This is a genomic window from Methylobacterium sp. CM6246, from assembly GCF_054818005.1.
Map to the genome: position 1 here is coordinate 2,973,755 of NZ_JBTXKY010000001.1, position 26,334 is coordinate 3,000,088.

The 26,334-nt window shown below is 72.4% G+C and carries 24 protein-coding genes; 9 read left to right on the forward strand and 15 right to left on the reverse strand.

All coding sequences use genetic code 11. From position 1 onward, the window contains the following. Positions 1-24 precede the first annotated feature (24 nt). Both ACYQPG_RS14630 and ACYQPG_RS14635 read right to left on the reverse strand, forming a co-directional pair. Complete coding sequence (locus ACYQPG_RS14630) at positions 25-1,305, reverse strand: NAD(P)/FAD-dependent oxidoreductase (RefSeq protein ID WP_147910449.1); 1,281 nt, start codon at positions 1,303-1,305, stop codon at positions 25-27. A gap of 1 nt (position 1,306) precedes the next feature. Then, positions 1,307-1,552, reverse strand: coding sequence for a ferredoxin (locus tag ACYQPG_RS14635; protein ID WP_147910448.1), 246 nt, complete (start codon positions 1,550-1,552; stop codon positions 1,307-1,309). Positions 1,553-1,995: 443 nt separating this feature from the next. Here ACYQPG_RS14635 and ACYQPG_RS14640 point away from each other — a divergent pair, with 443 nt between their 5' ends. Continuing rightward, complete coding sequence (locus ACYQPG_RS14640) at positions 1,996-2,562, forward strand: hypothetical protein (RefSeq protein WP_419829700.1); 567 nt, start codon at positions 1,996-1,998, stop codon at positions 2,560-2,562. Here the strand turns inward: ACYQPG_RS14640 and ACYQPG_RS14645 are convergent. The 9 genes from ACYQPG_RS14645 to ACYQPG_RS14685 all read right to left on the reverse strand — a co-directional run bounded on the left by ACYQPG_RS14645 (position 2,529) and on the right by ACYQPG_RS14685 (position 13,134). After that, positions 2,529-4,304, reverse strand: a complete 1,776-nt coding sequence (locus tag ACYQPG_RS14645; RefSeq protein ID WP_419829701.1) for a class I adenylate-forming enzyme family protein — start codon at positions 4,302-4,304, stop codon at positions 2,529-2,531. The two genes, ACYQPG_RS14640 and ACYQPG_RS14645, sit on opposite strands and share 34 nt — an antisense overlap. Continuing rightward, entirely contained in the window at positions 4,301-5,071 is a 771-nt protein-coding gene (locus ACYQPG_RS14650) for an SDR family NAD(P)-dependent oxidoreductase (RefSeq protein WP_147938947.1), read from the reverse strand. Before ACYQPG_RS14650 ends, ACYQPG_RS14645 begins: the two co-directional genes overlap by 4 nt. Before the next feature lie 29 nt (positions 5,072-5,100). Continuing rightward, a complete protein-coding gene (locus tag ACYQPG_RS14655; protein ID WP_147938948.1) occupies positions 5,101-5,877 on the reverse strand; it encodes an SDR family NAD(P)-dependent oxidoreductase in 777 nt (258 codons plus the stop codon). 1 nt (position 5,878) lies between these two features. Beyond that, complete coding sequence (locus ACYQPG_RS14660; RefSeq protein ID WP_419829702.1) at positions 5,879-6,937, reverse strand: phosphotransferase family protein; 1,059 nt, start codon at positions 6,935-6,937, stop codon at positions 5,879-5,881. Further along, complete coding sequence (locus ACYQPG_RS14665; RefSeq protein ID WP_419829703.1) at positions 6,934-8,169, reverse strand: acyl-CoA dehydrogenase family protein; 1,236 nt, start codon at positions 8,167-8,169, stop codon at positions 6,934-6,936. Before ACYQPG_RS14665 ends, ACYQPG_RS14660 begins: the two co-directional genes overlap by 4 nt. 245 nt (positions 8,170-8,414) lie before the next feature. Continuing rightward, positions 8,415-9,917: an ATP-binding cassette domain-containing protein gene (locus ACYQPG_RS14670; RefSeq protein WP_147908348.1), complete on the reverse strand. Its 1,503-nt coding sequence runs from the start codon at positions 9,915-9,917 to the stop codon at positions 8,415-8,417. After that, entirely contained in the window at positions 9,914-10,834 is a 921-nt protein-coding gene (locus ACYQPG_RS14675) for a branched-chain amino acid ABC transporter permease (protein WP_147908347.1), read from the reverse strand. The genes ACYQPG_RS14670 and ACYQPG_RS14675 overlap by 4 nt, the downstream gene beginning before the upstream one ends. A gap of 145 nt (positions 10,835-10,979) precedes the next feature. Further along, positions 10,980-11,855, reverse strand: coding sequence for a branched-chain amino acid ABC transporter permease (locus ACYQPG_RS14680; RefSeq protein ID WP_147908346.1), 876 nt, complete (start codon positions 11,853-11,855; stop codon positions 10,980-10,982). Between the two features lie 19 nt (positions 11,856-11,874). Then, positions 11,875-13,134, reverse strand: coding sequence for an ABC transporter substrate-binding protein (locus ACYQPG_RS14685; protein WP_147908345.1), 1,260 nt, complete (start codon positions 13,132-13,134; stop codon positions 11,875-11,877). A gap of 324 nt (positions 13,135-13,458) precedes the next feature. Between ACYQPG_RS14685 and ACYQPG_RS14690 the strand changes: the two genes are divergently transcribed. The 5 genes from ACYQPG_RS14690 to ACYQPG_RS14710 all read left to right on the forward strand — a co-directional run bounded on the left by ACYQPG_RS14690 (position 13,459) and on the right by ACYQPG_RS14710 (position 18,502). Then, on the forward strand, positions 13,459-14,484 hold the full coding sequence (locus ACYQPG_RS14690; protein WP_419829704.1) for a cyclase family protein: 1,026 nt from the start codon (positions 13,459-13,461) through the stop codon (positions 14,482-14,484). Between the two features lie 11 nt (positions 14,485-14,495). Further along, positions 14,496-15,443: a 3-hydroxyacyl-CoA dehydrogenase family protein gene (locus tag ACYQPG_RS14695; RefSeq protein WP_419829705.1), complete on the forward strand. Its 948-nt coding sequence runs from the start codon at positions 14,496-14,498 to the stop codon at positions 15,441-15,443. Then, positions 15,440-16,198, forward strand: coding sequence for an SDR family NAD(P)-dependent oxidoreductase (locus ACYQPG_RS14700; protein WP_461231181.1), 759 nt, complete (start codon positions 15,440-15,442; stop codon positions 16,196-16,198). The genes ACYQPG_RS14695 and ACYQPG_RS14700 overlap by 4 nt, the downstream gene beginning before the upstream one ends. A gap of 55 nt (positions 16,199-16,253) precedes the next feature. After that, a complete protein-coding gene (locus ACYQPG_RS14705) occupies positions 16,254-17,138 on the forward strand; it encodes a beta-keto acid cleavage family enzyme (RefSeq protein ID WP_147908341.1) in 885 nt (294 codons plus the stop codon). Positions 17,139-17,272: 134 nt separating this feature from the next. Next, positions 17,273-18,502, forward strand: coding sequence for an ABC transporter substrate-binding protein (locus tag ACYQPG_RS14710; protein WP_147938956.1), 1,230 nt, complete (start codon positions 17,273-17,275; stop codon positions 18,500-18,502). 38 nt (positions 18,503-18,540) lie between these two features. Here ACYQPG_RS14710 and ACYQPG_RS14715 read toward each other — a convergent pair whose 3' ends face one another. Continuing rightward, entirely contained in the window at positions 18,541-19,410 is an 870-nt protein-coding gene (locus ACYQPG_RS14715; RefSeq protein ID WP_461231182.1) for an aldo/keto reductase family oxidoreductase, read from the reverse strand. Between the two features lie 92 nt (positions 19,411-19,502). Here ACYQPG_RS14715 and ACYQPG_RS14720 point away from each other — a divergent pair, with 92 nt between their 5' ends. After that, on the forward strand, positions 19,503-20,432 hold the full coding sequence (locus ACYQPG_RS14720; protein WP_147908338.1) for a LysR family transcriptional regulator: 930 nt from the start codon (positions 19,503-19,505) through the stop codon (positions 20,430-20,432). Here the strand turns inward: ACYQPG_RS14720 and ACYQPG_RS14725 are convergent. Continuing rightward, entirely contained in the window at positions 20,407-22,173 is a 1,767-nt protein-coding gene (locus ACYQPG_RS14725; protein ID WP_419829707.1) for a methanol/ethanol family PQQ-dependent dehydrogenase, read from the reverse strand. The two genes, ACYQPG_RS14720 and ACYQPG_RS14725, sit on opposite strands and share 26 nt — an antisense overlap. Positions 22,174-22,316: 143 nt before the next feature. Further along, positions 22,317-22,913 (reverse strand): LOG family protein, encoded by a 597-nt coding sequence (locus tag ACYQPG_RS14730; RefSeq protein WP_147908336.1) that lies wholly within the window; start codon positions 22,911-22,913, stop codon positions 22,317-22,319. A 227-nt stretch (positions 22,914-23,140) separates the two neighbouring features. On the opposite strand from ACYQPG_RS14730, the gene ACYQPG_RS14735 reads away from it, so the two are divergent. Continuing rightward, entirely contained in the window at positions 23,141-24,580 is a 1,440-nt protein-coding gene (locus tag ACYQPG_RS14735) for a LysM peptidoglycan-binding domain-containing protein (RefSeq protein ID WP_419830027.1), read from the forward strand. An 8-nt stretch (positions 24,581-24,588) separates the two neighbouring features. On the opposite strand, the gene ACYQPG_RS14740 is transcribed toward ACYQPG_RS14735, so the two are convergent. After that, positions 24,589-25,923, reverse strand: a complete 1,335-nt coding sequence (locus ACYQPG_RS14740) for an aminotransferase-like domain-containing protein (RefSeq protein WP_147908335.1) — start codon at positions 25,921-25,923, stop codon at positions 24,589-24,591. 103 nt (positions 25,924-26,026) lie between these two features. Between ACYQPG_RS14740 and ACYQPG_RS14745 the strand changes: the two genes are divergently transcribed. After that, positions 26,027-26,242 carry a DUF1127 domain-containing protein gene (locus tag ACYQPG_RS14745; protein ID WP_461231183.1) on the forward strand — a complete coding sequence of 72 codons (216 nt, stop codon included), beginning with the start codon at positions 26,027-26,029 and terminating at the stop codon, positions 26,240-26,242. Positions 26,243-26,334: the final 92 nt, after the last annotated feature.

The following is a 26,334-nucleotide window of genomic DNA, read 5'->3' on the forward strand; positions in this document are numbered from 1 at the left end:
ATCCCGGGCGGGGCGCCGGAGCGGTCAGGGAAAGCCGGGGGTGAGGAGGGTGATCCCTTTCGCCGGGCGATCGGCGGCGGTCCCGTCCGGCGGGAACGGCGCGCCGGCGGCGACCCGCTCGGCATGGGCCGGCAACCAGCGGGCGCTGTCCACCGAGACGGCCGCGATGCACCGCCCCGCCCGTCCGTAGACGGCGAGGAAGCGGCCGGTGCCGGGCTCGCCATGGGTGATCGCCAGGGCGTCCGCGCCCTCGGTCAGCCCGACGGACTTGACCACCACGTTGCCCTGCGCGGACCAGAAGGTCGGCAACGCGCCGTAGGGGCCCTCGGGCTTCGCCCCGGCCAGCAGCCGCCCGGCATGGATGCCCTGCGCCACCGCCTGGCTCCAATGCTCCAGCGCCACGCGCCGCCCGCCGTAGAGCGGATGGGGGAACCGGGCCACGTCGCCGGCGGCGGCGATGCGCGGGTCGGCCGCCCCGTCGGTGTCGAGGACGTAGCCCGCCGCGTCGCAATCGACGCCGCCCGGATCCGCCGACAGGCCGGAGCCGTCGAGCCATTCGGTGTTGCGGACGGCCCCGAGGGCGATCACCGCGACGTCCGCGTCGATGCGGGTGCCGTCCGTGAGGTGTGCGCGCACGAACCGGCCGTCCGCCTCTTCGAGCCACTCGACCTCGCTGCCGCAGCGCAGATCGACGCCCCGCCCCTCGTGGATCGCCCCGATGAACGCCCCGACCGTGCCTCCGAGGACGCGGGCCAGGGGCGTCGGCCCGGGCTCGACCAAGGTCACCGGCAGGCCGAGCTGCCGGCACACGCTGGCGACCTCGCAGCCGATGAAGCCGCCGCCGATCACCAACACCCGGCGGGGAGCCGCGGCCAGCGCGGTCCGCAGGGCGGCGGCATCGTCCCGCCCGCGCAGGGTGAAGACGCCGGCCAGCCGGCCCTCATGGGGGTTGGGCCACGCCCGGGCGCGGGTGCCGGTGGCGATCAGCAAGCGGTCGTAGGGCAGGGCGCGCCCGTCCGCGAGGTGGAGGGTGCGCGCCCCCCGGTCGAGGCGCTCGGCCGGGCTTCCGAGACGCCATTCCACATCCGCGCCGAGGCTGCTCGGCAGGGCGGTCGCGTCCGGTCCGGTCTCGCCGGTGAGAACGTGCTTCGAGAATGGCGGACGGTCATAGGGCCGGTACGGCTCGGCGCCGACGATGGTCAGCGGACCGGCGAACCCGGCCTCCCGCATCGCCTCGGCGCCGCGCAAAGCCGCCAGGCCGGCGCCCACCACGATCGCGCGCTCGGTGGTCGATCCCGACGCCATCTCAGGCAGCCTGCCCCGGATCCTCGACCCGGATCGCCTGGACCGGGCAGGCGACGCGCGCCCGCTCGATGTCGGCGCGGTCGTGCGCGGCCGGGGCGGGATCGTAGAACAGCGCCTCGTGTCCCTCGATGCGGAAGTGCCGCGGCGCCGCGTAACAGCACTGGGCGTAGGCCTGGCAGAGGTTCAGATCGACGCACACCCGCAGGCCGGGTGGTGAGCCGGAGGACGCATCGGCGGGGGTGGACATGGCGGTGCAACCACGGCGGGGGCGGCGAGTTCCGCGCAAAACGCCGTCCCCGCCGTCGCAGACGCAACGGGCTGAGACGATGGGAACGGATCGGGCCGGGACCCGCGATGGCAATCGGGGCCTTCGAGCTCCACTGTGGAGACGCTGCGCCGGATTGCCGACGCGACGGGTACGGAGCCCGCGGTTCGGTTCAGGGGCTCGCGCCGCGGCAGGCCCGTCCAGCCGAGCCGGACACCGGTTTGAAGCAACGGGCACGCGCTCCTCTCAAGCCAGCCGATCTCCAGCTTCGCAGCTCGGATCATCGGGAACGATTCACTGATCTAAAAATGTCCTGGGGGATCGCCGTCGAAATGATGCTGCGGAATTCCCCTGCGCGACGGTTCGCTCTATTGTCGTGCGGCCCAGCGGACCGATCCGAAACACCGCGATCTCAGGAGGGCACCATGCCGTACGGTGCACGAACGAGTCTCGCCGCGCTCGTCCTCGCCCTCGCCCTGGGCGCGACCGGCGCGCGCGCCGAGCCGGCCTCGGGCTGGACCGACCCGCCAGCCCGCAAGGTGGCCCCGGCCGCGAGCCCGGCCGAGGCTCAGAAAGCCGATCCGCCGCCCGCATCGACTCCTGCTGCCGCGGCACCGGCCCGCAAGGCGGTCGCCGCACGGCCCACTCAGAAGCGCGTCGCGACGCGCCGCCCCGCCCCGGAGGCCAAGCGGGTCGCTACGACGCGGGGCGCCACGACGGCGCACCGGTCGCGTGTCGCCGCAGCGGCGGCCCGGCCCATGCGTCCGCACCGGATGGTCGCGGTCGCACCGCCCCCACCGCCGCCGCTGCCGGACGGCTATCCGCGCTATCGGGCCTACAATTACGGCCCCGGCTATGCCGACGAGCGGCTGGAGCGCCTGCGTGCCGCGGAGGCCGCCGGCTACATGGTGGTACGCCGCCGCACGGTGGAGTTCCCGGACGGCCGGTCGCTGCGCGTCTACCGGCCGGACGACGAGGGCGAGCCGTTCTGAGCTGATCCGACCGCGAACACCGACCGCAGGGGCGCCCGCAGGATCTTGCCGGCGGGGTTGCGGGGCAGGAGCCCGTCCCAGACCACCACGCGCACCGGAACCTTGAACGCCGCGAGCCGCTCGGCCGCGAAGGCCCGGATCTCCTCGGGTCCGGTCCGGGCCCCCTCGGCCAGGGCCACGATCGCGCCGGGCTCCTCGCCCAGCGTCGGGTGGGGCACCGCCAGCACCACCGCGTCGATCACGTCCGGATGCGCGTAGAGGACGTTCTCGACCTCGCAGCAATAGATGTTCTCGCCGCCGCGGATCAGCATGTCCTTGATCCGGTCGACGATGGTCAGGAACCCCTCGTCGTCGGCGCGCGCGAGATCGCCGGTGCGCAGCCAGCCGTCGGACAGGATTTCGGCGGTGGCGTCCGGGTCGTCCCAGTAGCCGCGGACCACGTTGGGGCCCTTCACGCACAGCTCCCCGACGCTGCCGGGCGGCAGGTCCTGCCCGAGCGGATCGAGGATCCGCACCTCGCAGACCGGCAGGGGCGGGCCGCAGGATTCGGGATGGGCGAGATAGTCCTCGGCCTGGTGGTGGGTGAAGGTCGCCGAGGTCTCGGTCATGCCCCAGCCGGTGGCGGGGGCCGCCTTCGGGAACGCCTCGCCGAGCGCGCGCACCAGGTCGCCGGCCGCGGGCGCGCCGCCATAGGTCACCGATTCGAGGCTCGGCAGCGGCCGGCCCGCCTCCCGGGCGGCTGTCGCGAGCTGCCAAGCGATGGTCGGGACGCCGCCGGCTCCGGTGCAGCCCTCCCGGTCGATGAGGTCGAGGGCCTCATGGGCGTCCCAGCGATGCATCATCACCAGGCGGTGGCCGCCGTAGAGCGCCGCCCCGAGGCTCGCGTGGCAGCCGGTGACGTGGAACAGCGGGATCACCAGCAGCGAGGCCCGCTGCGGTGCGGACGGATCGGGCTTCGGCGGCGTCTCGCCCCGGCGCAGCGCACTGCGCGACGCCGAATAGGGGTAGGCCATCACGGTGGTGGCCGCAGCCCGGTGGGTGCCGACCGCACCCTTGGGCCGGCCGGTGGTGCCCGAGGTGTAGAACAGGGTCGCGTCGTCCTCCGGGTCGAGGGCGATGTCGGGCGGGGCCCGCTCGGGCAGAGCGGCCCAGTCCGCCACCGGGCCGATCACCGCGGAGAGTGGCGTCATTCGGTCGTCGGGCTCCATCCGCGTGACGAAAACCTGCTCCAGGGCCGGGCATTCCGTGCGGTGGGGGGCGATCCGCTCGAACCGGGCGCCGTCGGCGATCAGCACCCGGGCGCCGGAATGCCGGAGCGCGTAGGCGAGTTCCGGCCCGGTCCACCACGCGTTCAGCGGCGTCGCGATCGCCCCGGCCAGCAGGGCACCGTAATAGCAGACCGGCCATTCCGGCAGATTGCGCAGCGCGATGGCGACGCGGTCGCCCTTGCCGATCCCGGCGGCCACCAGGGCGTGGGCCAGGGCGGTCGCGGCCCGGGTGAAGCCGGTGAAGGTGACGCGCTCGTCCCGGTAGACCACGAAGGTCCGGTCCCCGTGCCCTCGGGCGATGCGGAACAGGTCGCGCAGCGTCGGCGGCGCGCTCGTCCAGATCCGGGTCGGGACGCCCCGGATCGGCAGGGTGGCGATCGCGAACGGCGCCCCTGGTGCGGTGAGGCGCGCTTCCGCCTCGCGGAAGGAGAGGGCCGGCCAGCCGGCGGGAAGGCGGGGATCGGGGCTCGTCATCGCGCGATCGTCACGCCGCCGTCGACGACCAGCGCCTGGCCGGTGACGAACCGGCCGGCCGGCGAGGCCAGGAACACGGCCGCGCCCGCGATCTCGTCAGGCTCGCCGATCCGGCGGAGCGGCGCGGCCTCGGTGGTGGATGCCAGCATCTCGGGATCCTCCCACAGGGCCCGGGCGAAATCGGTGCGGATCAGCCCCGGGCACAGGCAGTTCACCCGCACGTTGGCCGGGCCGTACTCGACCGCGTAGTTGCGGGCGAGCTGAAGGTCGGCGGCCTTGGAGACGTTGTAGGCGCCGATCACCGGCGACCCCTTCAGCGCCCCGATGGACGAGACGATGACGATCGCCCCGTCCCGCCGCGCGACCATCCCGGGGGCGACCATCTGGATCAGCCAGTGGTTCGACAGGACGTTGTTCTCCAGGATCTTGCGGAACTGGGCGTCCGAGATGCCGGCGAGCGGCCCGTAATACGGGTTGCTGGCGGCGTTGCAGACCAGCACGTCCACCGGACCCAACCGGGCCTCGGTCCGGGCGACCAGATCCTCCAGCTCCGCCTTTACCGAGATGCTTGCGGGAATCGCCACCGCGCGGCCCGGGCCGTGGGCGGCCTCGATCTCGGCCACCACCGCCTCGCAGGCCTCGCGCTTGCGCGACGAGATCACCACCCGCGCGCCGTGCTCGGCCATCCGCAGGGCGATCGCCCGGCCGATGCCCCGTGACGAGCCGGTGATCAGCGCGACCTTGTCGGTCAGATCGAACAGGGACATGGCGCGTCCTCCCTGGGTCCGGTCGGGGTTCATCCGGCGTCCAGCATCGACCGGCGCAGGCGCGCCATGCCGGCGAGCCAGCGCTCGGGGTCGTCCGCCCGGCGGCGTGCGTAGTCCGCGACCTGCGGGTGCGGCAGGATCAGGAACCGGCCGGCGGCCAGCCCGTCGAAGGCCGCCTCGGCCACGGCTTCGGGCGCGAGCACGCCGTCGCGGGCGGCGGCGCTCGCGGCACCGAGCATGGCGGTGTCGACGCCCTGCGGGCACAGGGCGGCGATCCGGATGCCGTCCCCCGCATGCGCGATGGCGAGGTGCTCCAGGAAGGCGAGGGCGGCGTGCTTGGTCGCCGAGTAGGTCGCGCTGCCGATCTGGCTCAGCAATCCGGCCGCCGAGACGGTGCCGAGGAACGCCCCCTCGCCCCGGGCGAGCCAGAGCGGGACCAGGACCCGCGCCGCGTGGACGTGGCCCATCACGTTCACCGACCAGGCGCGCTCCCAGCTCGCCGGATCGGCCGAGGTCGCGAGCCCGGGATCCGGGTCGCGCTCCAGGATGCCGGCATTGGAGCAGTACAGCGCGATCGGCCCGGTCTCGGCCTCGATCCGCGCGATGGACTCGGCCACGGCATCGGGATCGGCCACGTCGAGCGCGCAGGCGCGGCCGCCGAGCCGGGCGGCGACGGCCTGGGCCCCGGCGCCGTCCCGGTCCAGGGCGACGACGCAGGCGCCCCGCGCGTGGGCGGCCTCGGCGAGCGCACGGCCGATGCCCCGGGCGGCCCCGGTGACGGCGACGACGCGACCGGCGAGATCCATCTCAGGCCCCCGCGCGCTCGGCGAACGCCCAGGCCGCGGCGGCCAGAGCGGGCACCCGCGCCGCCATGGCGGCGGCGTGCTCGCTCGCGGCGTTGCCGGCCTTGGCGCGCGCGGCCACGCCCTGGAGGATGCCGACCAGCCGGAACAGGTTGTAGGCGAAGTACCAGTCGAGGTCGGGCAGGGCCGCCCGGTCCGCGGCCCGGCAGTAGAGCGCCACCGCCTCCTCCCGGGTCGGGATGCCCAGCGCCGGCAGGTCGAGGCCGCCGAGGCCGCTGCGCCCGTCCGCCGGCAAAGCCCAATGCATCAGCAGGTAGCTGAAATCGGCGAGCGGATCGCCGAGGGTCGACAGCTCCCAGTCGAGCACCGCGCTGACGCCGCCGTCGGGCGAGAAGATCAGGTTGTCGAGGCGGTAATCGCCGTGGACGATGGCCGTGCCCTGCTGCTCGGGCACGGTGCGGGGCAGCCAGGCGATCAGGCGCTCCACATCCGCGAGCCGGCCGTCCTCGGCGGCCCGGTACTGGCGGGTCCAGCGATCGACCTGCCGGGCGAAGTAGTTGCCGGGCTTGCCGTAATCGGCGAGGCCCGCCGCCTCCGGGTCGATCGCGTGGAGGCGCGCGAGCGTCGCGATCATGCCGGCATAGTGCCGGTGCCGGGCATGGGGGTCGAGGCCGGGCAGGGTGCCGTCCCAGTGCACGCTGCCGCCCACCGCCTCCATCACGTAGAAGGCGGCGCCGATGATCGTTTCGTCCTCGCAGAGGGCGAACGGCCTCGGAACCGGAAACCCCTCGCCGTAGAGCGCGCCGATCACCCGGAACTCGCGCTCCACCGCGTGCGCGGAGGGCAGGAGCGGCCCGAACGGCTTGCGCCGCAGCACGTAGGCCTGGCCGGGCGTCTCCAGCCGGTAGGTCGGGTTCGACTGGCCGCCGCGGAACTGCTGCACGGTGAGCGGCCCGGCATAGTCGCGGACGTGTTCTGCGAGCCAGGCGGCCAGCCGGGCCTCGTCGATCCGATGGCGCGGCTCGACCGGCTTCACGCCGGAGAAGGCGTCGGGGCCGCTCATGCACCCTCCCGGGCGTTGGTGTAGCGCCCGAATTCGAGCCGGGCGATGGAGCGGTTGTGCACCTCGTCCGGCCCGTCGGCCAGCCGCAGGGTGCGGATATGGGCGTACATCCTGGCCAGTCCGAAATCCTCGGACACGCCGGCGCCGCCATGGGCCTGGATCGCGTCGTCGATCACCTTGAGGGCGATCCGCGGGGCGGCGACCTTGATCATGGCGATCTCGAGCTTCGCACCCTTGGCGCCGACCTTGTCCATCATGTCGGCGGCCTTCAGGCAGAGCAGCCGGGTCATCTCGATGTCGATCCGCGCCTCCGCGACCCGCTGCTCCCAGACCGACTGCTCGCTGATGCGCTTGCCGAAGGCGACCCGCGAGACGAGGCGCCGGGCCATGGCCTCGAGCGCCGCCTCGGCGACCCCGATGGTGCGCATGCAATGGTGGATGCGCCCCGGCCCGAGCCGCCCCTGCGCGATCTCGAAGCCGCGCCCCTCGCCGAGGATCAGGTTCTCGGCCGGGACGCGCACGTTCTCGAGCACCACCTCGCCGTGTCCCTTGGGCGCGTCCTCGTAGCCGAAGACCGGCAGCAGGCGCGCGACCCGCAGGCCGGGCGTGTCCATGGGCACGAGGATCTGGGATTGCTGCCGGTGGCGGGGCGCCTCCGGGTCCGTCTTGCCCATCAGGATCGCGAGGGTGCAGCGCGGGTCGCCGACCCCGGTGGACCACCATTTGCGTCCGTCGATGACGTAGTGGTCGCCGTCGCGGCGGATCGCGGTCTCGATGTTGGTGGCGTCCGAGGAGGCGACGTCGGGCTCGGTCATCAGGAACGCCGACCGGATCTCCCCGGCCATCAGCGGCCGCAGCCACGTCTCCTTCTGGGCCGGGCTGCCGTAGCGGTGCAGCACCTCCATGTTGCCGGTGTCGGGCGCCGCGCAGTTGAAGCATTCCGACGCGATGCCGACCCGACCCATCGCCTCGGCGCAGAGCGCGTAATCGAGGTTGGTCAGGCCGGCGCCGCGGTAGGCGTCCGTGTCATGCTCGGGGGAGGGCGGCAGGAACAGGTTCCACAGGCCCTCGGCCCGCGCCTGGCCCTTCAGCCGCTCCATGGTGGGCGAGGGCGCGCGGCTTGCCGCCCGCTCGGCCGCCACGGCGGCGGCGGCGGGCTGGATCGCGTCGGCGATGAAGGCGCGGACCCGGGTCAGCCACTGCGTCTGAGTCGGGGAGAGGTTGAAATCCACGGTGTCCGCTCCCGAGTTTCGTTCCGATGGGATCCGCGCCTCTCCCTCCCCCCTTTGCGGGGGAGGGTGGGCCGGCCGTCAGGCCGGGTCGGGAGAGGGGAGCGACGGTGCCGAAGAAGGCTGGCGGCCTTCATCACCGCTCCGCCCCTTTCTGATGCCGGGTTCCCCTCTCCCGACCCCCGCTGACGCGAGGGCCACCCTTCCCCGCAAAGGGGGGAGGGGGAGCAGCGGGTCCGATTCCCCCCTCACAGATACTTCGATCCCATCTCGCCGGCGAACCGGTCCGGCGGGCCCTCCCAGACGATGCGGGCCTGTTCCAGCACGTAGACCCGGTCGGCATGGGGCAGCGCGAAGGTGACGTTCTGCTCGCCGAGCAGGACGGTGATCGGCGTGGTCTGGCGCAGGCGCTCCAGGGCCTTCGACAGCAGTTCCAGGATCACCGGGGCGAGGCCGAGCGTCGGCTCGTCGAGGATCAGGAGGCGTGGGCGCATCATCAAGGCGCGGGCAATGGTCAGCATCTGCTGCTCGCCGCCCGACAGCGTGCGGGCGGTTTGGCCTTCGCGGGCCTTCAGGATCGGGAACAGCTCGTAGAGCCACTCGCGCCGCTGCACGCTCTCGGCCTTGGTGACGTGCTGGCCGCCGAGATCGAGGTTCTCGCGCACGTTGAGGTCGCCGAACAGCTCGCGGGTTTCGGGCACCTGGACGATCCCGGCCCGGGCGATCGCGGCCGGCTTCATGCGGCCGAGATCCTGGCCGTCGAACCGGATCGTGCCGGAATGCGGGACGAGGCCCGAGATGGCGTTGAACAGCGTGGTCTTGCCGGCGCCGTTGAGGCCCACCACCGAGACGAACTCGCCCTCGTGGACGTGGATCGAGGCGGCGCGCAGGGCCTGCGCCTTGCCGTAGAGCACGTCGACGCCCTCGACGGTGAGCAGCGAATCCGCCTTGAACGCGGCCTCGGGCCTGGCGGCGGTCTCGATGCTGCCGCCGAGATAGACCCGGCGCACCGTCGGGTCGGCCATCACCGCCTCGGCCGAGCCCTCCGCGATGCGTTCGCCGAGATACATGGCGAACACCCGGTCCACGAGGGCCGCGACGCTCTTCACGTTGTGGTCGACGAGGAGCACGGCCTTGCCCTCGTCCCGGAAGCCCCGGATCAGCTCGGAGAAGGCCGCGACCTCGCCCCCGGTCAGGCCCGCGAACGGCTCGTCCACCAGCACCACCCGCGGGTCGCGGGCGATCGCCTTGGCGAGTTCCAGGCGGCGCAGGTCCGCGAAGGGGAGGGTACCGGGCCGCCGGTCGGCCACCGCGCCGAGGCCGACGCGCTCGGCGATGTCCCTTGCGCGGCGCGCGACGTGGGGATCCGCAGCCAGGCGGATCAGGCTGTCGGGCAGCAGCGCGAGGCTGATGTTCTCCAGTACGGTCTGCCGCTGGAGCGGTCGCGCGTGCTGGAACACGAGGCCGATCCCCTGGCGGGCGACCCGGTGGGCCGGCATTCCGCCGATCTCGGCGCCGTCGAGGCGGATCGAGCCGGCGCTCGGCCGCTCCAGCCCCATGATCAGCTTCATCACGGTGGACTTGCCCGAGCCGTTCGGCCCGATCAGTCCCAGGATCTCCCCGGGGCGCAGATCGAGGTCGATGTCCTTGACGGCGACGAGGCCGCCGAACCGCTTGGTCAGGCCCCGCACCGTGAGGCAGGGCTCGGCGAGGGGGGCGGCGTTCAGCGCAGGCCTGACGGCGACGGTCATCGCGCTCTCCGGATGGATGCGAGGCCCAGCAGCCCCGAGGGCACGAACAGGATGACCAGCAGGGCCACGGCCGAGACCACGAAGGTCGAGAGCGGGCCGAGCGGGCGCAGCAATTCGCCGGCGGCGATCAGGAACACCGCCCCGAGCGCGGCGCCCACGATGGTCCGCCGCCCGCCGAGCACCGCCGCGATGATCACCTGCACGCCCACCGCGGTGTCGATCAGCGTGCCGACCGAGGCGGTGCCCATGTAGAAGACCACCAGCCCACCCGCGAGGCCCGAGAAGGCGGCGCTGACCGCAAAGGCCGCGAGCTTGTGCTTGGCGACGTTGAAGCCGAGCGCGCCGGTCACGATCGGGTCCTGGCCGGCAGCCTGCAGGATCAGCCCCACCGGGGAGCGGGCGATGGCCGTGAGGACCAGCCCGGCAAAGGCCATGAAGCCGAGCGCGATCCAGTAATTGGTGTCGGCGTCGATGGAGATCACGTCCGGCACCGTGAGCCCGATCTCGCCGCCGGTGATCCCGGAGAACACCACGATCATGTTCTGCAGGAGCAGCACCGCGACCAGGGTGATCAGCCCGAAATACGGACCCCGCACCTTCAGGGCCGGCAGCGCCAGGGCCAGCCCGCCGACCACCGCCAGCACGGTCCCGGCCGCCAGGCAGTAGGGGATCGGCAGCTCGTAGCGGTTGTTGAGGATGCCGGCCCCGTAGGCTCCGAGCCCGATCAGGAAGGTCGGGCCGAAATTCACCTCGCCGGCGAAGCCGAAGAGCAGGTCCCAGGCCATGGCGAAGACGCCGAAATAATACGCGATGGTGAGGAGCCCGAGGATGTAGCCCGAGACCCACCAGGGCAGGAACGCGGCCAGGGCGAGCGCCAGCAGCGCGACCCAGAAGCCCGGGGTGGTGAGGAGCTTCATGAGCGGTTCCATCCTCCGCGCGTTGCCATCCGCCCTCTGCGGAGGAGGGTAGGCCGGCCGTCAGGCCGGGTCGGGAGAGGGGAGAGCGTTCCGCGGAGGTCGCGCATGTGGCATTCGGGCCGGCGGGAGAGTCCCGAAAGAACCATCACCGCCGCCCCAGCAGGCCCTGCGGGCGCAGGTACATGACGGCCACGAGCAGCAGCAGGGCCGGGATCACCCGGTAGGCCGGGGAGATCAGGTAGGCGGTGGCCGTCTCGAGATAGCCGACCACGTAGGCGGCGATCAGCGAGCCGGTGACGCTGCCGAGCCCGCCCAGCACCACGATCGAGAAGGCGCTCGCGGTGAGCGGCCCCACCGAGTAGGACGACACCCCCAGGAACATCCCGAGCAGCACCCCGGCGATCCCGGCGAGCAGCCCGTAGATCGCCCAGACCGCGACGTAGATCCGGCCCATGTCGTGGCCGAGCAGCGTGACCCCGCGGGGGTTCATGGAGGCGGCGAGCAGGACCTTGCCGGCCCGCGCCTTGTTCACGAACAGCCAGAGCAGGCCGATCACGATCCAGCAGATCACCGCGGTGAAGATCTCGTTGCGGGGCGTGCGCACCCCGGCGATCTCGATCACGCCCTCGACGATCGGCAGGACCGTCTTCGGGTTGTCGGTGAAGAAGTAGGCGACCAGCTCCTGGATCATGATGCCCCAGAGCAGGGTGCCGGTGAGGACGAAGATCTCCTTCTCCTCCCGGGGGATCGCCCTGCTGCGCTCGATCGGCGCGACGATGGCGAAGTAGGTCACCAGGGAAGCGGCCAGCCCGCACAGGATGCCGATCCCGGCGCCCGCGTAGGAGCCGAGGCCGAACTGGGCGGAGGCCGCCCAGGCGGCGACCGCAGCCATCACCATCAGCGCGCCGTGCGAGAGGTTGAGCACGCCGGAGACGCCGAAGATCAGGGTGAAGCCCATCGCGCCGAGCGCGTAGAGCGCCGAGATCGCGAAGCCGTCGACGAGGATCTGGAGGCCGATCATCGCGCTCTCCCCGCCCGCTTCACTGCACCGCCGGCTTGACCGCGGGCGGCAGGACCAGCTTGCCGTTGGCCACCTCCGTCGGCCAGATCGCGACCTGCTTGCCGCTCTGCCACTGGGCCAGCAGCCCGGTGACGAAGCCCCGCCCGTACTTGATCGAGTGGGTGAAGGTCTCGTCCTTGCCGTAGAACTGGATGCGCCCGACCGTGCCGAGCCAGTCGGTCTTCTCCAGGGCCTCGACCAGCTTGTCGGCCTCGGTGGAGCCGGCGCGCTTCACCGCGTCCGCCGCGTAGTGCATCGCGTCGTAGGCCATGTAGCCCGCGTAGGACGGGGCGCCGCCGAAGCGCTTGACGTAGGCGTCCGTGAAGGCGTTCGTCTTCTCGGTCATCGCCACGCCGGGGACGGCGATCGCGTCGAACAGCACGCCCTGCGTGCCGCCGTTGGTGTTGGCCCAGAAGGTGGACGAAGTTGCCTGGCCGCTGATGCCGGTCATGGCGATCGGCACCTGCTGGTTCTGCCACTGCACGGTGGGCTGCACGCCGACATGGGCGATGCCGGTGACGATCAGGTCGGGCTTGGCCGCCTCGATCTTGTTGTAGATCGGGGTGAAGTCGCCCGTATCCGGCGAGAACCGGACATGCTCCACCACCTTGAGCCCGGCCTTGGGCAGGCAGTCCTCGTAGGCCGCATCCAGCGGACGGGTCCAGGCCGCGTCCTCGCTCATGATCGCGGCGGATTTCGCCTTGAGCAGCCCGACCAGCGCCTCCTTGGCCGAGTCGCAGACCGACTGCGCCAGGGCGTGCGAGGTCAGGTAGCCGTGGAAGGTGTAGCGGTTGCGCGCGTAGTCCTTGTGGACGGCGACGCTGATCTCGTTGGAGGCGGCCCCCGGGGTAATCATCGGGGTCTTGAGCCGCGCCGACCAAGGCATCAGCGCCAGCACGACCTCGGAGATGTAGCTGGCGATGACGAGGTTGACCTTGTCCTCGCTGACCGCCCGCTGGAACGCCCGGACCGCGTCGGAGGCGGAACTCTTGTCGTCGTAGGTCACGACCTGGATCTGCCGCCCGTCGACCCCGCCCTGGGCGTTGATCTCGTCGGCGGCGAGCTGGACCGCCTTCGGGATCGCGGCGCCGGCCACCGACTGCGCCTCGGCGATCACGCCGACCTTGATCGGGTCGGCCGCGTGGGCCTGTCCCGACACGATCAGCCCCGCAGCGAGTAGCGTGGGCAGCGCGCGCCGAATCGGGGCACGCCGAGCGACGACGCGCACGGTCTCGGACATCGGCGATTCCTCATCCCAAGTGCCCGAATTTTTTATTCGCGGGCTTGGGATGAACTGTATCCGCGCAAAACCAGAGCACAAGGCCCGCACCGGGACCGGCCGGTGACGTTTCGGCCCAGTCGTTTTCCGCCCGGGGTATCGACTCGCGCCGCGCCAGCCTAGGCTCGCACCGGCTCCGCGAAAAGCGGGCTCGACGGCCTCGAAGAAGGGCGACGGACAGGTGAGGAACGCACGCTCGGCCGCGGCCGGGGTTCGCCCCGGACCGCGGCCCCGGATTCCTGCGAGGCGACGCGTCCTGCGGCCTCGGGCGACGGGGCGGCGCTCATGAGCCTGCGCTGGACCCGGCGCCCGGAGGGCTCGACCTGGGGGGATTTCGGCCCCGACGACGAACTCGGGCGCCTGAACCTGCTGACCCCCGAGAAGGTCCGCCAGGGTGTCGCCGAGGTCCGCGAGGGCCTGACCTTCTGCCTCAGCCTGCCGCTGGACCTGCCCGGCGGCACCGTCCTCAATCCGCGCCGCCACCCGCCGCAGATCACCCCGACCCGGCGGGCCGACGGCCGGCCGAACATGAACTTCCCGGTCTGCGAGGAGGTCGCGGGCGCCACCGACGTGATCTGCGACGACCGCGCGCTGATCCACCTGCAATACTCGACGCAGTGGGATTCGCTCGCCCATGTCGGCTCGCTGTTCGATGCGGACGGCACCGGCGCCGGCCCGACCTTCTACAACGGCTTCCGCGGCGGCCGGGACATCGTCGGCCCGAGCACGAACGAGGCGGCCGACCAGCCGTCCCGGGCGAACAGACTCGGGATCGAGCGCCTGGCCGAAGTCGGCATGCAGGGCCGGGCCGTGATGATCGACCTGCGCGCGCATCTCGGCGACGCCAAGGTCAAGGTCGGCTACGACCAGCTCGCCCGGATCCTCGAGGCCGACGGCGTCGTGATCGAGCCCGGCGACATGGTCTGCCTGCACACCGGCTTCGCCGAGCGGCTGATCGCCATGGGCGGCACGCCCGATCCGAAGCAGGTCCACAACCTCTGCGCCGGCCTCGACGGCCGGGACCCGCGGCTCCTCGACTGGATCACCCGCTCGGGGCTGTGCGCGCTGATCGCCGACAACTACGCCGTGGAGGCCTATCCGGCCGGGGTGGGACCGGCCTGCTGCGCGACGCTGCCGCTCCACGAGCACTGCCTGTTCAAGCTCGGAATCAACCTCGGCGAGCTGTGGCACCTGACGCCGCTCGCGGAGTGGCTGCGCGCCCATGGCCGCAGCCGGTTCCTGCTGACGGCGCCGCCGCTGCGCCTGCCAGGAGCGGTCGGCTCGCCGACGACGCCGATCGCGACGGTTTGAGGGAGGACACGATGGAGATCGCGATCGTCGGCGGCGGCCTGATGGGCCACGGCATCGCCCTGGTGCTGGCGCTCCGGGGGCACGGCGTCCGGATCACCGACACGGATGCGCAGACCCGTGCCCGGGTGCCGGCGCTCATGGAATCCGCGCTGGCGACCCTGCGGGAGGGCGGCGCTGCGCCGGACGGGTGGGACGCCGCGCGGCTCGCCCGGTCCGTCCGGGTCGAGGCGGAGCTCGAACCGGCGGTCGCGGGCGCCGGCCTGGTCATCGAGGCAATCACCGAGAACCCGGAATCCAAGCGGGCGCTGTTCGGGGCGCTCGACCGGCTCTGCCCGGCCGACGCGATCCTGGCGAGCAACACCAGCTACCTCGACGTCTTCCCGCTGATCCCGCAGGCCCGGCAGGCGCGGGCGCTCGTGATGCACTGGTACACGCCGCCCTACATCGTCGACCTCGTCGACGTGGTCCCGGGGCCCGGCACGGATCCGGCCGTGATCGCGGCGATGCACGACCTCGTGCTCGGCCTCGGTCAGGTGCCCATCGCGCTCAAGCGCTTCATCCCCGGCTACGTCGCCAACCGCATCCAGTCGGCGATCAGCGCCGAGGTGTTCCGGCTGCTGGACGAAGGCATCGCCGAGCCGCGCGAGATCGACGACGCGATCATCCACGGGCTCAGCTTACGCATCCCGATCCTCGGCCACCTCGCCAAGGCCGATTTCACCGGGCTGGACCTGACCCGGCGCGCCCTGGCGAACGGCAGCTACGCGCCGCCCCCGGCCCGGACCCGGTCGGAGACCCTGGACGCACTCTGCGCCGGGGGCCGGACCGGAGTGATGGCGGGGCGCGGCTATTTCGACTGGGGCGGACGCGAGCCTGCGGACCTGTTCCGCGAGCGCGACCGCAAGCTGCTGGCCTTGAAGAAGGCGATGGCCGGGATCGGCCGGATGGAGGGCACATGATCGGCGCGGACCTGTCCGGACGGCGCATCCTCGTCACCGGCGCCTCCTCGGGCATCGGGCTGGCCACGGTGACGCTGTTCGCCCGCAACGGCGCCAGCGTGGCGCTGAACCACCTCCCCGACGATCCCCGCGGCCCCGCGGAGGCCGAGCGTCTCGCCGCCGAGGGCTTGGCCGTGATGGCGCTGCCCGGGGACGTGTCGCAGCCCGGCGCTGCCGAGGCGATGGTGGCGGCCGGGATCGCGGCGCTCGGCGGCCTCGACGTGCTGGTCAACAATGCCGGGACCTCCGGCACCACTGCGCCGATCGCCTTCGAGGACCTCGACGCGATGACGGAAGAGTTTTGGGCCACGATCCTGGCCACGAACCTCCTCGGCCCGTACCGCTGTTCGCGGGCCGCGGCGGCGAGTCTGAAAGACAACCGCGGGGCGATCGTCAACACGGCCTCCGTGGCCGGGCTCGGGCGGCGGGGCTCCTCGATCGCCTATTCGGCCAGCAAGGCCGGGCTGATCAACCTCACCCGCAGCCTGGCCAGGGCCCTCGCCCCGGACGTGCGCGTCAACGCGGTCGCCCCCGGCCTCGTCGCCACCCCGTGGACCGAGCCGTGGCCGGAGGCGCGCAAGGCCGCGACGGTGCAGCACACGATGCTGCGCCGCATGGCCCGGCCCGAGGACATCGCCGAGACGATCTTCTTCCTGGCCGCGGGCGCCGCCTACATCACGGGCGAGACGATCACGGTGGATGGCGGGGCGCTATAGCGGCCCTCGTCCACACGCGGGACGGCACCGTCAGGATCAGGCCAGGGAGGAAAGTATGTCCAGGACGACCGTCATCACCTGCGCCCTCACGGGCTCGTTCGACACGCCGAAGAAGAACCCGGCGGTGCCGGTGAGCCCGAAGGCCATCGCCCAATCCGCCCTGGAGGCCGCCTCCGCCGGGGCCGCGGTGGTCCACATCCATGTCCGCGATCCCGAGACCGCCGCGCCCAGCATGGAACTCGCCCATTACCGCGAGGTGGTCGAGCGGGTGCGCGAGAAGAACGAGGCCGTGATCCTCAACCTTACCACCGGGGCCGGGGGCCGGTTCGTGCCCGGCGATCCCGACCCGTCGGTGGCCGGCCCCGGCACCACCTTCGCGTCACCCGAGACCCGGACCCGGCACGTCGCGGCGCTACGCCCCGAGATCTGCACCCTCGACGTCGCCACGATGAACTTCGGCGAGCACCTGTTCCTCAATACCCCCGCGCACCTGCGGGCGATGGCGGCGCAGATCCGCGAGGCCGGGGTGAAGCCCGAGATCGAGGTGTTCGACCTCGGCCAGATCGAGCTGGCCCGGCACCTGATCGCCGAGGGGCACCTGGCGCGGCCGCCCCTGTTCCAGATCTGCCTCGGCATCCCCTGGGGCGCGCCCGCGACCCCGGAGGCCCTGGTGGCGATGCGCGCCCGGCTGCCCGAGGACGCGGTCTGGTCGGCCTTCGGCATCGGCCGGGAGGAGTTTCCGATCCTGGCGGTGGCCGCCGGGATGGGCGGCAACGTCCGGGTCGGGCTGGAGGACAACCTCTATCTGTCCCGGGGCGTGCTCGCGCCCAGCAACGCCGCCCTGGTGGAGAAAGCGGTGAGCCTGCTGGCCCATCTCGACCGCGAGCCGGCCACGCCCGACGAGGCGCGGGCGCTGTTTGGGCTGGCGCCCCGCGGGTGAAGGGAGACCCTGACGGATCGCCCGCATCCTCTCACCGGCCGGTATCGGCTCCGATCCGGTCCGCCTAGACTGCATTCGGACGACATCCGAGCGGCGAACAACGCCGCCGCGATCAAAGAAACAGGGAGTGAGACATGACGGTCCGCCACCGCGTCGCGGCACTGACGGGGCTTCTGTGCGCGCTCGGAGCCGGGGCGGCGCTCGCGGCCGACCTCGTGCCGGTGAAGATCGGCGTGCTGAACGACCGCTCGGGCGTCTACTTCGATTCCACCGGCGAGGGCGCCGTGGTGGCGGCCCGCATGGCGGTGGAGGATTTCAAGCCGGAGACCCAGGGGCTGAAGGTCGAGGTCGTGGCCGCCGACCACCAGAACAAGCCCGATGTCGGCGCCTCGATCACCCGGCAATGGTACGACCGCGACGGGGTCGACGCGGTGTTCGACGTGCCGACCTCCTCGGTGGCGCTCGCGGTGGCGCAGATCACCAAGGAGAAGAACAAGGCCTTCATCAACTCGGGCGGCGGCACCGCCGACCTGACCGGCCCGGCCTGCACCCCCAACACCGTCCACTGGACCTACGACACCGCCGCGCTCGCCAACGGCACCGGCAAGGCGATGCTCAAGCGCGGCGGCAAGTCCTGGTACTTCATCACCGCCGACTACGCCTTCGGCCTCGCCCTGGAACGCGACACCAAGGCGGTGGTGGAGAAGAGCGGCGGCACGGTCGTGGGCGGCGTGCGCACGCCCTTCCCGAACCCCGATTTCTCCTCGTTCCTCCTGCAGGCGCAGGCCTCCGGCGCGCAGGTGATCGGCCTGGCCGATGCCGGCCTCGACGCGGCCAACGCGATCAAGCAGGCGCATGAATTCGGCATCCGCCAGGGCGGCCAGACGCTCGCCGCCCTGCTGATCGCCATCACCGACATCCATTCCCTGGGGCTCGAAGTCGCCCAGGGCCTGGCGTTCACCGCCTCGTTCTACTGGGACCTCAACGACGGCACCCGGGCCTTCGCGGACAGGTTCGGCGCGCGCATGTCCGGCCGGAAGCCGACCTCGTACCAGGCCGGCGTCTACGCCAGCACGCTGCACTACCTGAAGGCCGTGGCGGCCCTGCACTCGGCCAAGGACGGCGCCGCCGTGGTGGCCAAGATGAAGGAGCTGCCCACCGACGATCCCCTGTTCGGCAAGGGCACGATCCGGCCGGACGGGCGCAAGATCCACCCGATGTACCTGTTCGAGGCCAAAACGCCCGCCGAGTCGAAGGGCGAGTGGGATCTCTACAAGGTGCTGGAGACGATCCCGGCCGAGCAGGCGTTCCGGCCGATGAGCGAGGGCGGCTGCCCGATGGTGGCCGGCCTGCGGGCCAAGTAGGGCCAAGTAGGGGGCCAAGTAGGCAGCCGCGTCGCCGGTCACGCGGCCCCGATCGCGCCCAGCGTGGCCATCGCGTCGTCAGGCAGGCTCAGCGCGGCCGCCGCGAGATTCTCGCGCAGGTGGCCGAGCGAGCCGGTGCCCGGGATCAGCAGGATGTTGGGCGCCCGGCGCAGCAGCCAAGCCAGCGCCACCTGCATGGGCGTCGCCCCGAGCTTGGCGGCGACCTCCGACAGGGCGGTGGATTGCAGCGGGCTGAAGCCGCCGAGCGGGAAGAACGGCACGTAGGCGGTGCCGGCCTCGGCCAGCGCGTCGATCAGGGCGTCGTCGGCCCGATGCGCGAGATTGTACTGGTTCTGCACGCAGACGATCTCGGTGATCCGCCGGCCCTCGGCGACCTGCGCCTGCGTCCCGTTGCTCAGCCCGATCCGCCGGATCAGCCCCTGGCGCTGCAGCTCCGCCAGCACGGTGAGCGGCGCCTCGATCGGGCCCTCCGCGGGACCGTGGGCGTCGAACATCAGGCGCAGGTTGACCACGTCGAGGGCGTCGACGCCCAGATTGCGCAGGTTGTCGTGGACGGCCCGCGTGAGTTCCTCCGGGGAGAAGGCCGGGTTCCACGAGGCGTCCGGCCCGCGCTTGGCGCCGACTTTGGTCACGATCACCAGATCGTCGGGATAGGGGTGGAGCGCCTCGCGGATGATCTGGTTGGTGACGTGCGGCCCGTAGAAGTCGCTGGTGTCGATGTGGTCGACCCCCTCGGCCACCGCCGCGCGCAGCACCGCGACGGCCGTCCCGCGGTCTTTCGGCGGTCCGAACACGCCCGGCCCGGCGAGTTGCATGGCCCCGTAGCCGAGGCGTTTCACGGTGCGGTCGCCGAGCGCGAACGTGCCGGCCTGCGCGATGTCGGTCATGGCGAATCTCCTGTGTGCGCCCCGGATGTAGACGGCGCGGCCTGATCGGATAAGCGCTGATGTTCGGCACGGGCTGTGCGAGATCTCGAACAATGACGATGGACCTGTCGGACCTGACCGCCTTCGTGACCGTGGCGCGGGCCGGCGGCTTCCGCGAGGGCGCCCGCGCCGGAAACGGCAGCGCGTCGAGCCTCAGTGAGGCGGTGCGCCGGCTCGAGGCGCGCCTCGGCGTGCGCCTCCTGAACCGGACCACCCGCAGCGTCGCGCCCACCGAGGCCGGCATCCGCCTGCTGGAGCGGCTCGGCCCGGCACTCGGAGAAGTCGAGGCCGCCCTCGATGTGGTGAACGGGTTCCGCGACCGGCCGGCCGGACCGCTCCGACTCAACGTGCCTCTGAGCGCGGCACGCCTCGTCCTGCCCGCGATCGTGCCGCCGTTCCTGGCGGCCTATCCCGAGATCCGGCTCGAACTGGTGGTCGAGGATGGATTCGTGGACGTGCTGGCGTCCGGCTGCGACGCCGGCATCCGCTACGACGAGCGGCTGGAGCAGGACATGATCGCGGTGCCGATCGGCCCACGGCGGCAGCGTTTCGCCACGGCGGCGGCGCCGGCTTATCTCGACCGGCGCGGGCGCCCGGAGCATCCGCGCGACCTCCTGGCCCATGATTGCCTGCTGGGCCGGTTCCCAAGCGGCAGCCTGACGGCGCCGTGGGAGTTCGAGCGCGACGGGGAGATCGTCCGCGTGGATCCGTCCGGCCCGCTGATCGTACGCGTCGGCGCCAGCGACCTCGCGGTCGCGGCGGCGGTGGCTGGAACCGGGATCATCCACCTGTTCGAGGACTGGCTGCGCCCGCAGCTCGACAGCGGCGCCCTGGAGCCGGTGCTGGAACCCTGGTGGCAGGTCTTCTCCGGCCCGTTCCTCTACTATCCCGGCCGCCGGCACCTGCCGGCGCCGCTGCGGGCGTTCGTGGACTTCGTCGGCACGGGTCCGCGCGGGCTCACTCCGGCAGCGCGAACACCGTGAGCTGGCCGCCGGGCGCCGTGTACTGCGACAGGGCCGCGTAGCCGCCGACCGCGCCCGAACCGTCCGCCGGGTCGGTCAGTCCGGCGGCCAGCCCGATGCCCGCCCAGCCGCCGATCCCGGACAGCACCGCCACGTATTGCCGACCGTTGTGTGCGTACGTGGTGACGTTGCCGACGATGCCCGACGGCGTCTTGAACCGGTAGAGTTCGTGCCCGTCCCGGGCGTCGACCGCCTTGAGGTAGCCTTCGAGCGTGCCGTAGAAGACGACGTTGCCGGCGGTGGCGAGCGCCCCGGACCAGACCGAGAACGGCTCCGGGATCGTCCAGGCGATTTTTCCCTTGGCCCCGTCCCAGGCGATGAACGCGCCGGTTCGGTCGGAGCCCTCGGGCGGGTGCAGGGTCAGCGTCGCGCCGACATAGGGCTGGCCCGGCGTGTAGCTCACCCGGAACGCCTCGTAATCCATGCACATGTGGTTGGTCGGCACGTAGAACAGCCGGGTGACCGGCGAGTAGGCCGCCGGCTGCTGGTTCTTTGCGCCGAGCGCCCCCGGGCAGATGTTCTTGGTGACCTCCTCCTCGTCGGCCTCGCCGGGCGCGTAGCGCTTGTCGACCACCGGCCGCCCGTAGCCCGGGGAGGCGCGGTCCAGGTCGATCCGGCTCGCCCAGTTGACGCTCGGGTCGAACTTGTCCGCCAACAGCACCTCGCCGGTCGCGCGGTCGAGGGTGTAGCCGAAGCCGTTGCGGTCGAAATGGGTCAGCACCCGGCGCGGGCGTCCGTCGATCACCTGCTCGGTCAGGATCATCTCGTTGACGCCGTCGTAGTCCCACTGGTCGTGGGGCGTCATCTGGTAGACCCAGCGGGCGAGCCCGGTGTCGGGGTCGCGGGCGAAGATCGCCATGGTCCACCGGTTGTCGCCCGGGCGCTGGGCCGGGTTCCAGGTCGCCGGGTTGCCGGTGCCGTAATAGACGAGGTTCAGCGCCGGATCGAACGAGAACCACCCCCAGCTGCAGCCGCCGCCGATCTTCCACTGGTCGCCCTCCCAGCTCGTGAGCGAGGAATCCCGGCCGATCGGGCGGCCGAGTTCGGTGGTCGTGTCCGGATCGACCAGCATGTCGGCATCAGGACCGGTGGCGTAGGCGCGCCAGAGGCGCTGGCCCGTCGCCTGGTCGTACGCGGTGACGTGGCAGCGGGCGCCGTACTCGCCCCCGGCGATGCCGACGATGAGCTTGCCGTGCACCGGCAGGACCGTGGCGGTGTTGGTCTCGCCCCGGGCCGGGTCGCCGTTCTTCACCGACCACAGGACCCCGCCGCTCTCCGGGTCCAGGGCCACGACCGTGGTGTCGGCCAGCTGCAGGAACAGCCGCCCATCCGCGTAGGCGAGACCGCGCGAGACCGTGTCGCAGCACATCACCGCGATCACGCTCGCATCCTGGCGCGGGGCGTAGCGCCAGAGGATCCTGCCGTCGTGATCCAGATCGAGGGCGTAGACCACGTTCGGGAACGGGGTGTGCACGAACATCCGGTTCCCGACCACGATCGGGGCGCCCTCGTGCCCGCGCAGCACGCCGGTGGAGAAGGTCCAGGCGACCTTCAGGCGCGAGACGTTGCCGGCGTCGATCTGGGCGAGGTCGGAATAGCGGGTGTTGGCGTAATCGAGGGTCTGGAGGACCGGCGGCGCCTCCGCGGACGCCGCGGCGGCGAGGCAGGCGAGCGCCAGGGCCGCCAGGATCGGGACGCGCATGCTCGGACTCCGCCAGCCGCCGCCCCGTGCGGCGGCGCCGGCCTCATACACCGACCTTCCGGATCGCCGGCGCGGCCAAGCGTCCGAGGGGTCAAGCGTCCGAGGAGCCAAGCGTCCGAGGAGCCAAGAGGCCGGGCCCGGCCTCACATCCGTTCTTTGACGGTCTCCTCGGCCTGGGGGTCCGGCTCGTGGCCGGCCTCGCGCAGCAGCGGCACCACCGCGGCCGCGTCCCGGGCGATGGTGTAGCTCAGGTCCAACCCAGCCCGGATGAAGCCGTGGCGGCGCATGTGCTCGAACAGGTCGAGCAGCGGCGCCCAGAAATCGGCCACCGAGACCAGCACCACCGGCTTCCGGTGCTGCCCGAGCTGCGCCCAGGTGAGCTGCTCGACCAGTTCCTCCAGGGTGCCGATGCCGCCCGGCAGGGTCACGAACGCGTCCGAGCGCTCGAACATCAGGCGCTTGCGGGTGTGCATGTCGGAGACCACGATGGTCTCCTGCACGTCGTCGAGCATGTGCTCACGCGCCTGCAGGAAGTCCGGGATGATGCCGGTCACGTGGCCGCCGGCCGCCAGCGCAGCGCGCGCCACGGCGCCCATCAGCCCAACGTCACCGCCGCCATAGACCAGGCCCATTCCGGCCTGCGCGATCGCCGTGCCGAGGGTCTCGGCAGCCGCCCGGAAGGCCGGGTCTCCGCCGAAGCCGGAGCCGCAATAGACACAGACAGTCCTCACCGGGGCCATCCGGCGCCCTCCATCACGCAACCGTTGCGAGCCGTCGAGAAAGACCCCCGCGCCCGGCGCTCCACGCGCCAAACTGCTGAATTCGCGTGGGATTCACCCGCCGGAGCGGCGGGACGGCTTGGTGTCGGGACCATGTACGGTATTATGGGCGCCGCAGTCGACGGTTTTTGAGCGGGCAGGTTGCCCATTCGCCGGGCGGCCGGACGAGCAGGGAGGCCTTCGTGGCGATGTCGAGACAGGTGCGGCGCAGTCTCGCCCTGGCGCTCGCCGGCCTCCTCGGCGGTCTCGGCCTCGTGCTGGTCCTGTTCGGCGGCGAGTCCCTGCGGCGGATGATCGGCCGGCACGATCCGGAGCCGCCCGCCGCCGCGGCGCCCGCGCCGCAGAGCGGCGTGCGGGGCCTGGCCGCCCCCGGAGCGACGGCCGAAGCCGGCGCGCCGCCCATCGATTTCCGCGACGACACGTCGGGGGCGAGCAGGCCGGATGGCGCCAAGCCCGGCGAAATTAAGCCCGGCGAGATCAAGCCCGGCGACACCCGTTCGGACGCGCGCAATGCCGTCGATCCGGCACCGGGTGCGGCGCGCACGGCCGACCGGGCGCCCGACGGCAAGCCTGCCGAGCCCGACGCCGCCGAGGTGCCGCGCTTCGACATCGTCCGGGTCGAGCCGAACGGCGACGCCGTGGTGGCCGGGCGCGGCGCGCCGGATGCCGTGATCGAGATGCTGGTCGACGGCAAGCCCGTGGCCCGGGCGACCGCCGACGCCAACGGCCAGTTCGCCCTGGTGCCGCCGGCGCTGCCGGCGGGCTCCAGCGCCCTGCGGCTGCGCATGACCACCAAGGACGGCCGCGTCGCAGACTCACGCCAGAGCGTGGCGGTGGACGTCGCCCCGGGCCGCGACCGCCAGCCCCTGGTGGCGCTGACCGCCCCGGATGCCGCCACGATCGTGCTGTCGCAGCCCGGCGCCCCCGGGCCGGCGGCGACCGGGACCCAGGCGAAGGCGGCGCCCGCAGCCCCCGCCGACGGCAAGGCGCCGGCCGCCAAGATCGTCAGCGTGGACGTGCAGGAGAGCGGCCGGCTGTTCGTGACCGCCACCGGGATCCCGGGCGCGAAGCTCCGGCTCTACCTGAACGACACGCTGATCGCCCCGGGTAGCGTCGGGCCGGACGGGCGAGCGAGCTTCACGATCGGCCGCGGGGTCAAGCCCGGCCAGTATCAGGTGCGGATCGACCAGATCGATCCCCGCACCGGCAAGGTCTCCACCCGCGCCGAGGTGCCGCTCGCGGTGCCCGAGCCGACCCGCGTCGCAGCCGGCGAAGGCGCCGGGCAGGATCGGCCGCAGGGCCCGTCCGGGCGGTCGGCAGCCTCCTCGGCCATGCAGGGTGGGGGCCGCCCCCAAGGCGACAGCGCCGGCGCGGCCGACACTCCCTCCGCCCTCAGCCAGGATGCCGCGGGTGCGCGCAGCCCCACCGGGGCCGGCGCGGTGTTCGTGCCGGAGATCACAACGGCAAAAATCACCCGGGGTGACAACCTCTGGCGGATCAGCCAGCGCACCTACGGCCGGGGCGAGCGCTACACCGTGATCTACGACGCCAACCAGGGGCAGATCCGCGACCCGGACCGGATTTATCCGGGCCAGATCTTCATCCTGCCAACCGACAAGCGGGGCTGACGCCCCCGTCAGTCCACGATCTGGTCGTCCTCCGAGAGGGCCAGGCGGCGCAGGGTCGTGAGCGCCTCGGACAGGTCCTCCGGCGACGGCGTCGCCAGGGCGAGGCGGACCGCGTTCGGCGCGTGGCCGGGATTCACCGCGAAGGCCGCGGCCGGCAGCAGCGCGATGCCCCGGCGCAACGCCGCCGCCGCAAACGCCTCGGCCCGCCACGTCTCGGGCAATTCGAGCCAGAGGTGATAGGCGCGGGGGTCGCCGACCACCGTGAGTCCCGCCAGGATCTCCCGGGCGAGCGTCTGGCGTGACGCCGCGTCCCGGCGCTTAGCCTCCGCCAGGGTCGCGGCCGATCCGCCCGACATCCAGTGCATGCCGGCCGCGAGCGACAGCCCGAGCGCGGTCCAGGCGCCCTGGCGCACGGAGGCCGCGAGCCGGTCGGTCAGGTGCGGGGGCCCGGCGATCAGCCCGACCGTGAGGGCCGGCATCACCCGCTTCGACAGGCTGTCCACCAGGATCGTCCGGTCCGGCGCCAGGCTGGCGAGCGGCTGCGCGTCGGCGAGGAAGCCGTAGACCGCATCCTCGATGGCGGTGAGACCGACCGTGTCGAGGATGCCGGCGAGGTCGGCCCGCCGCGCGGCGCCCATGGTCGCGCCGAGCGGGTTCTGCAGGGTCGGCTGGAGATAGACGCCGCTCAGCGGGGTCGCCCGATGGGCCTGGAGGAGCGCATCCGGGCACACGCCCTCGGTATCCATGGCCAGCGGCACCAGGGTGATCCCGAGCCGGGCCGCGATGCCCCGCACCGCCGGATAGGTCAGCGGCTCGCAACCGATCCGCTCCCCCGGCGCCGCCAGGGCTGCGAGCGCGGCGGCAAGCGCCTGCCGGCCGTTGCCGGTGAACAGGATGTCGGCGGCCCGGGGCGCGTAGCCGTCGCGGGCGAGGAAGTCGGCCGCGACTGTGCGGGCCCGGGGCGTGCCCGCGGGACCGTACTGGCTGAACCCGATCTCGGCGCCCGCGCCCGCCAGGGCCGCCAGGGTCTCGGCCAGCACGACCTCCTGCTCCGGCAAACGCGAATGGGTCCGCTGCAGGTCGATCGCCGCCGGGGGCGGCTCCGGCTGGAGCCGCACGGCCTGGCCGGGCTCGGAGCGGACGAAGGTGCCGCGTCCGACTTCGCCGGTCACGAGCCCGCGCCGGCCCAGCTCTGCGTAGACCCGGCTCGCCGTCGAGACCGCGATGCCCCGGGCATAGGCGAAGTCCCGCTGCGGCGGCAGCCGGTCGCCCGGGCGCAGACGCCCCGAGGCGATCTCGCCGGCGACCGCGTCCGCGACGGTGCGATAATCCGAAGCCCGCATCATTGCTCCGAGTGCAATGTTTCGATTGATCCGAGATATCTATCGGTTCAATCCTGCCCCCGCAATCCCGGCCGGACTGCGTCCCGTCACCGGAACCTACGCCATGTCGATCGTCACACTGTCGTCCGCGGCTCCGTCCACGGCCAGGCCCACGCGCTCCGCGAACCGGTCCGCCGTCCCGTCCCTGCTGGGTCTCTGGCTCCAGCGCATCCGGACCCGGAGGTTGCTCGCCGCCCTGCATCCGGACCAGCTCCGGGATGCCGGCATCGAACCCTGGCACCTGCGCCGCGAGATCCGGAAGCCGTTCTGGAGAGGATGACCGGCCCTGCGGCGGCTGCGGGTGCCCGCTCCGTTCCACGGGCCTATATGCAGGAGGAAGATCCTTCCTCCCGCCGTTCCTCCTGCATCGAA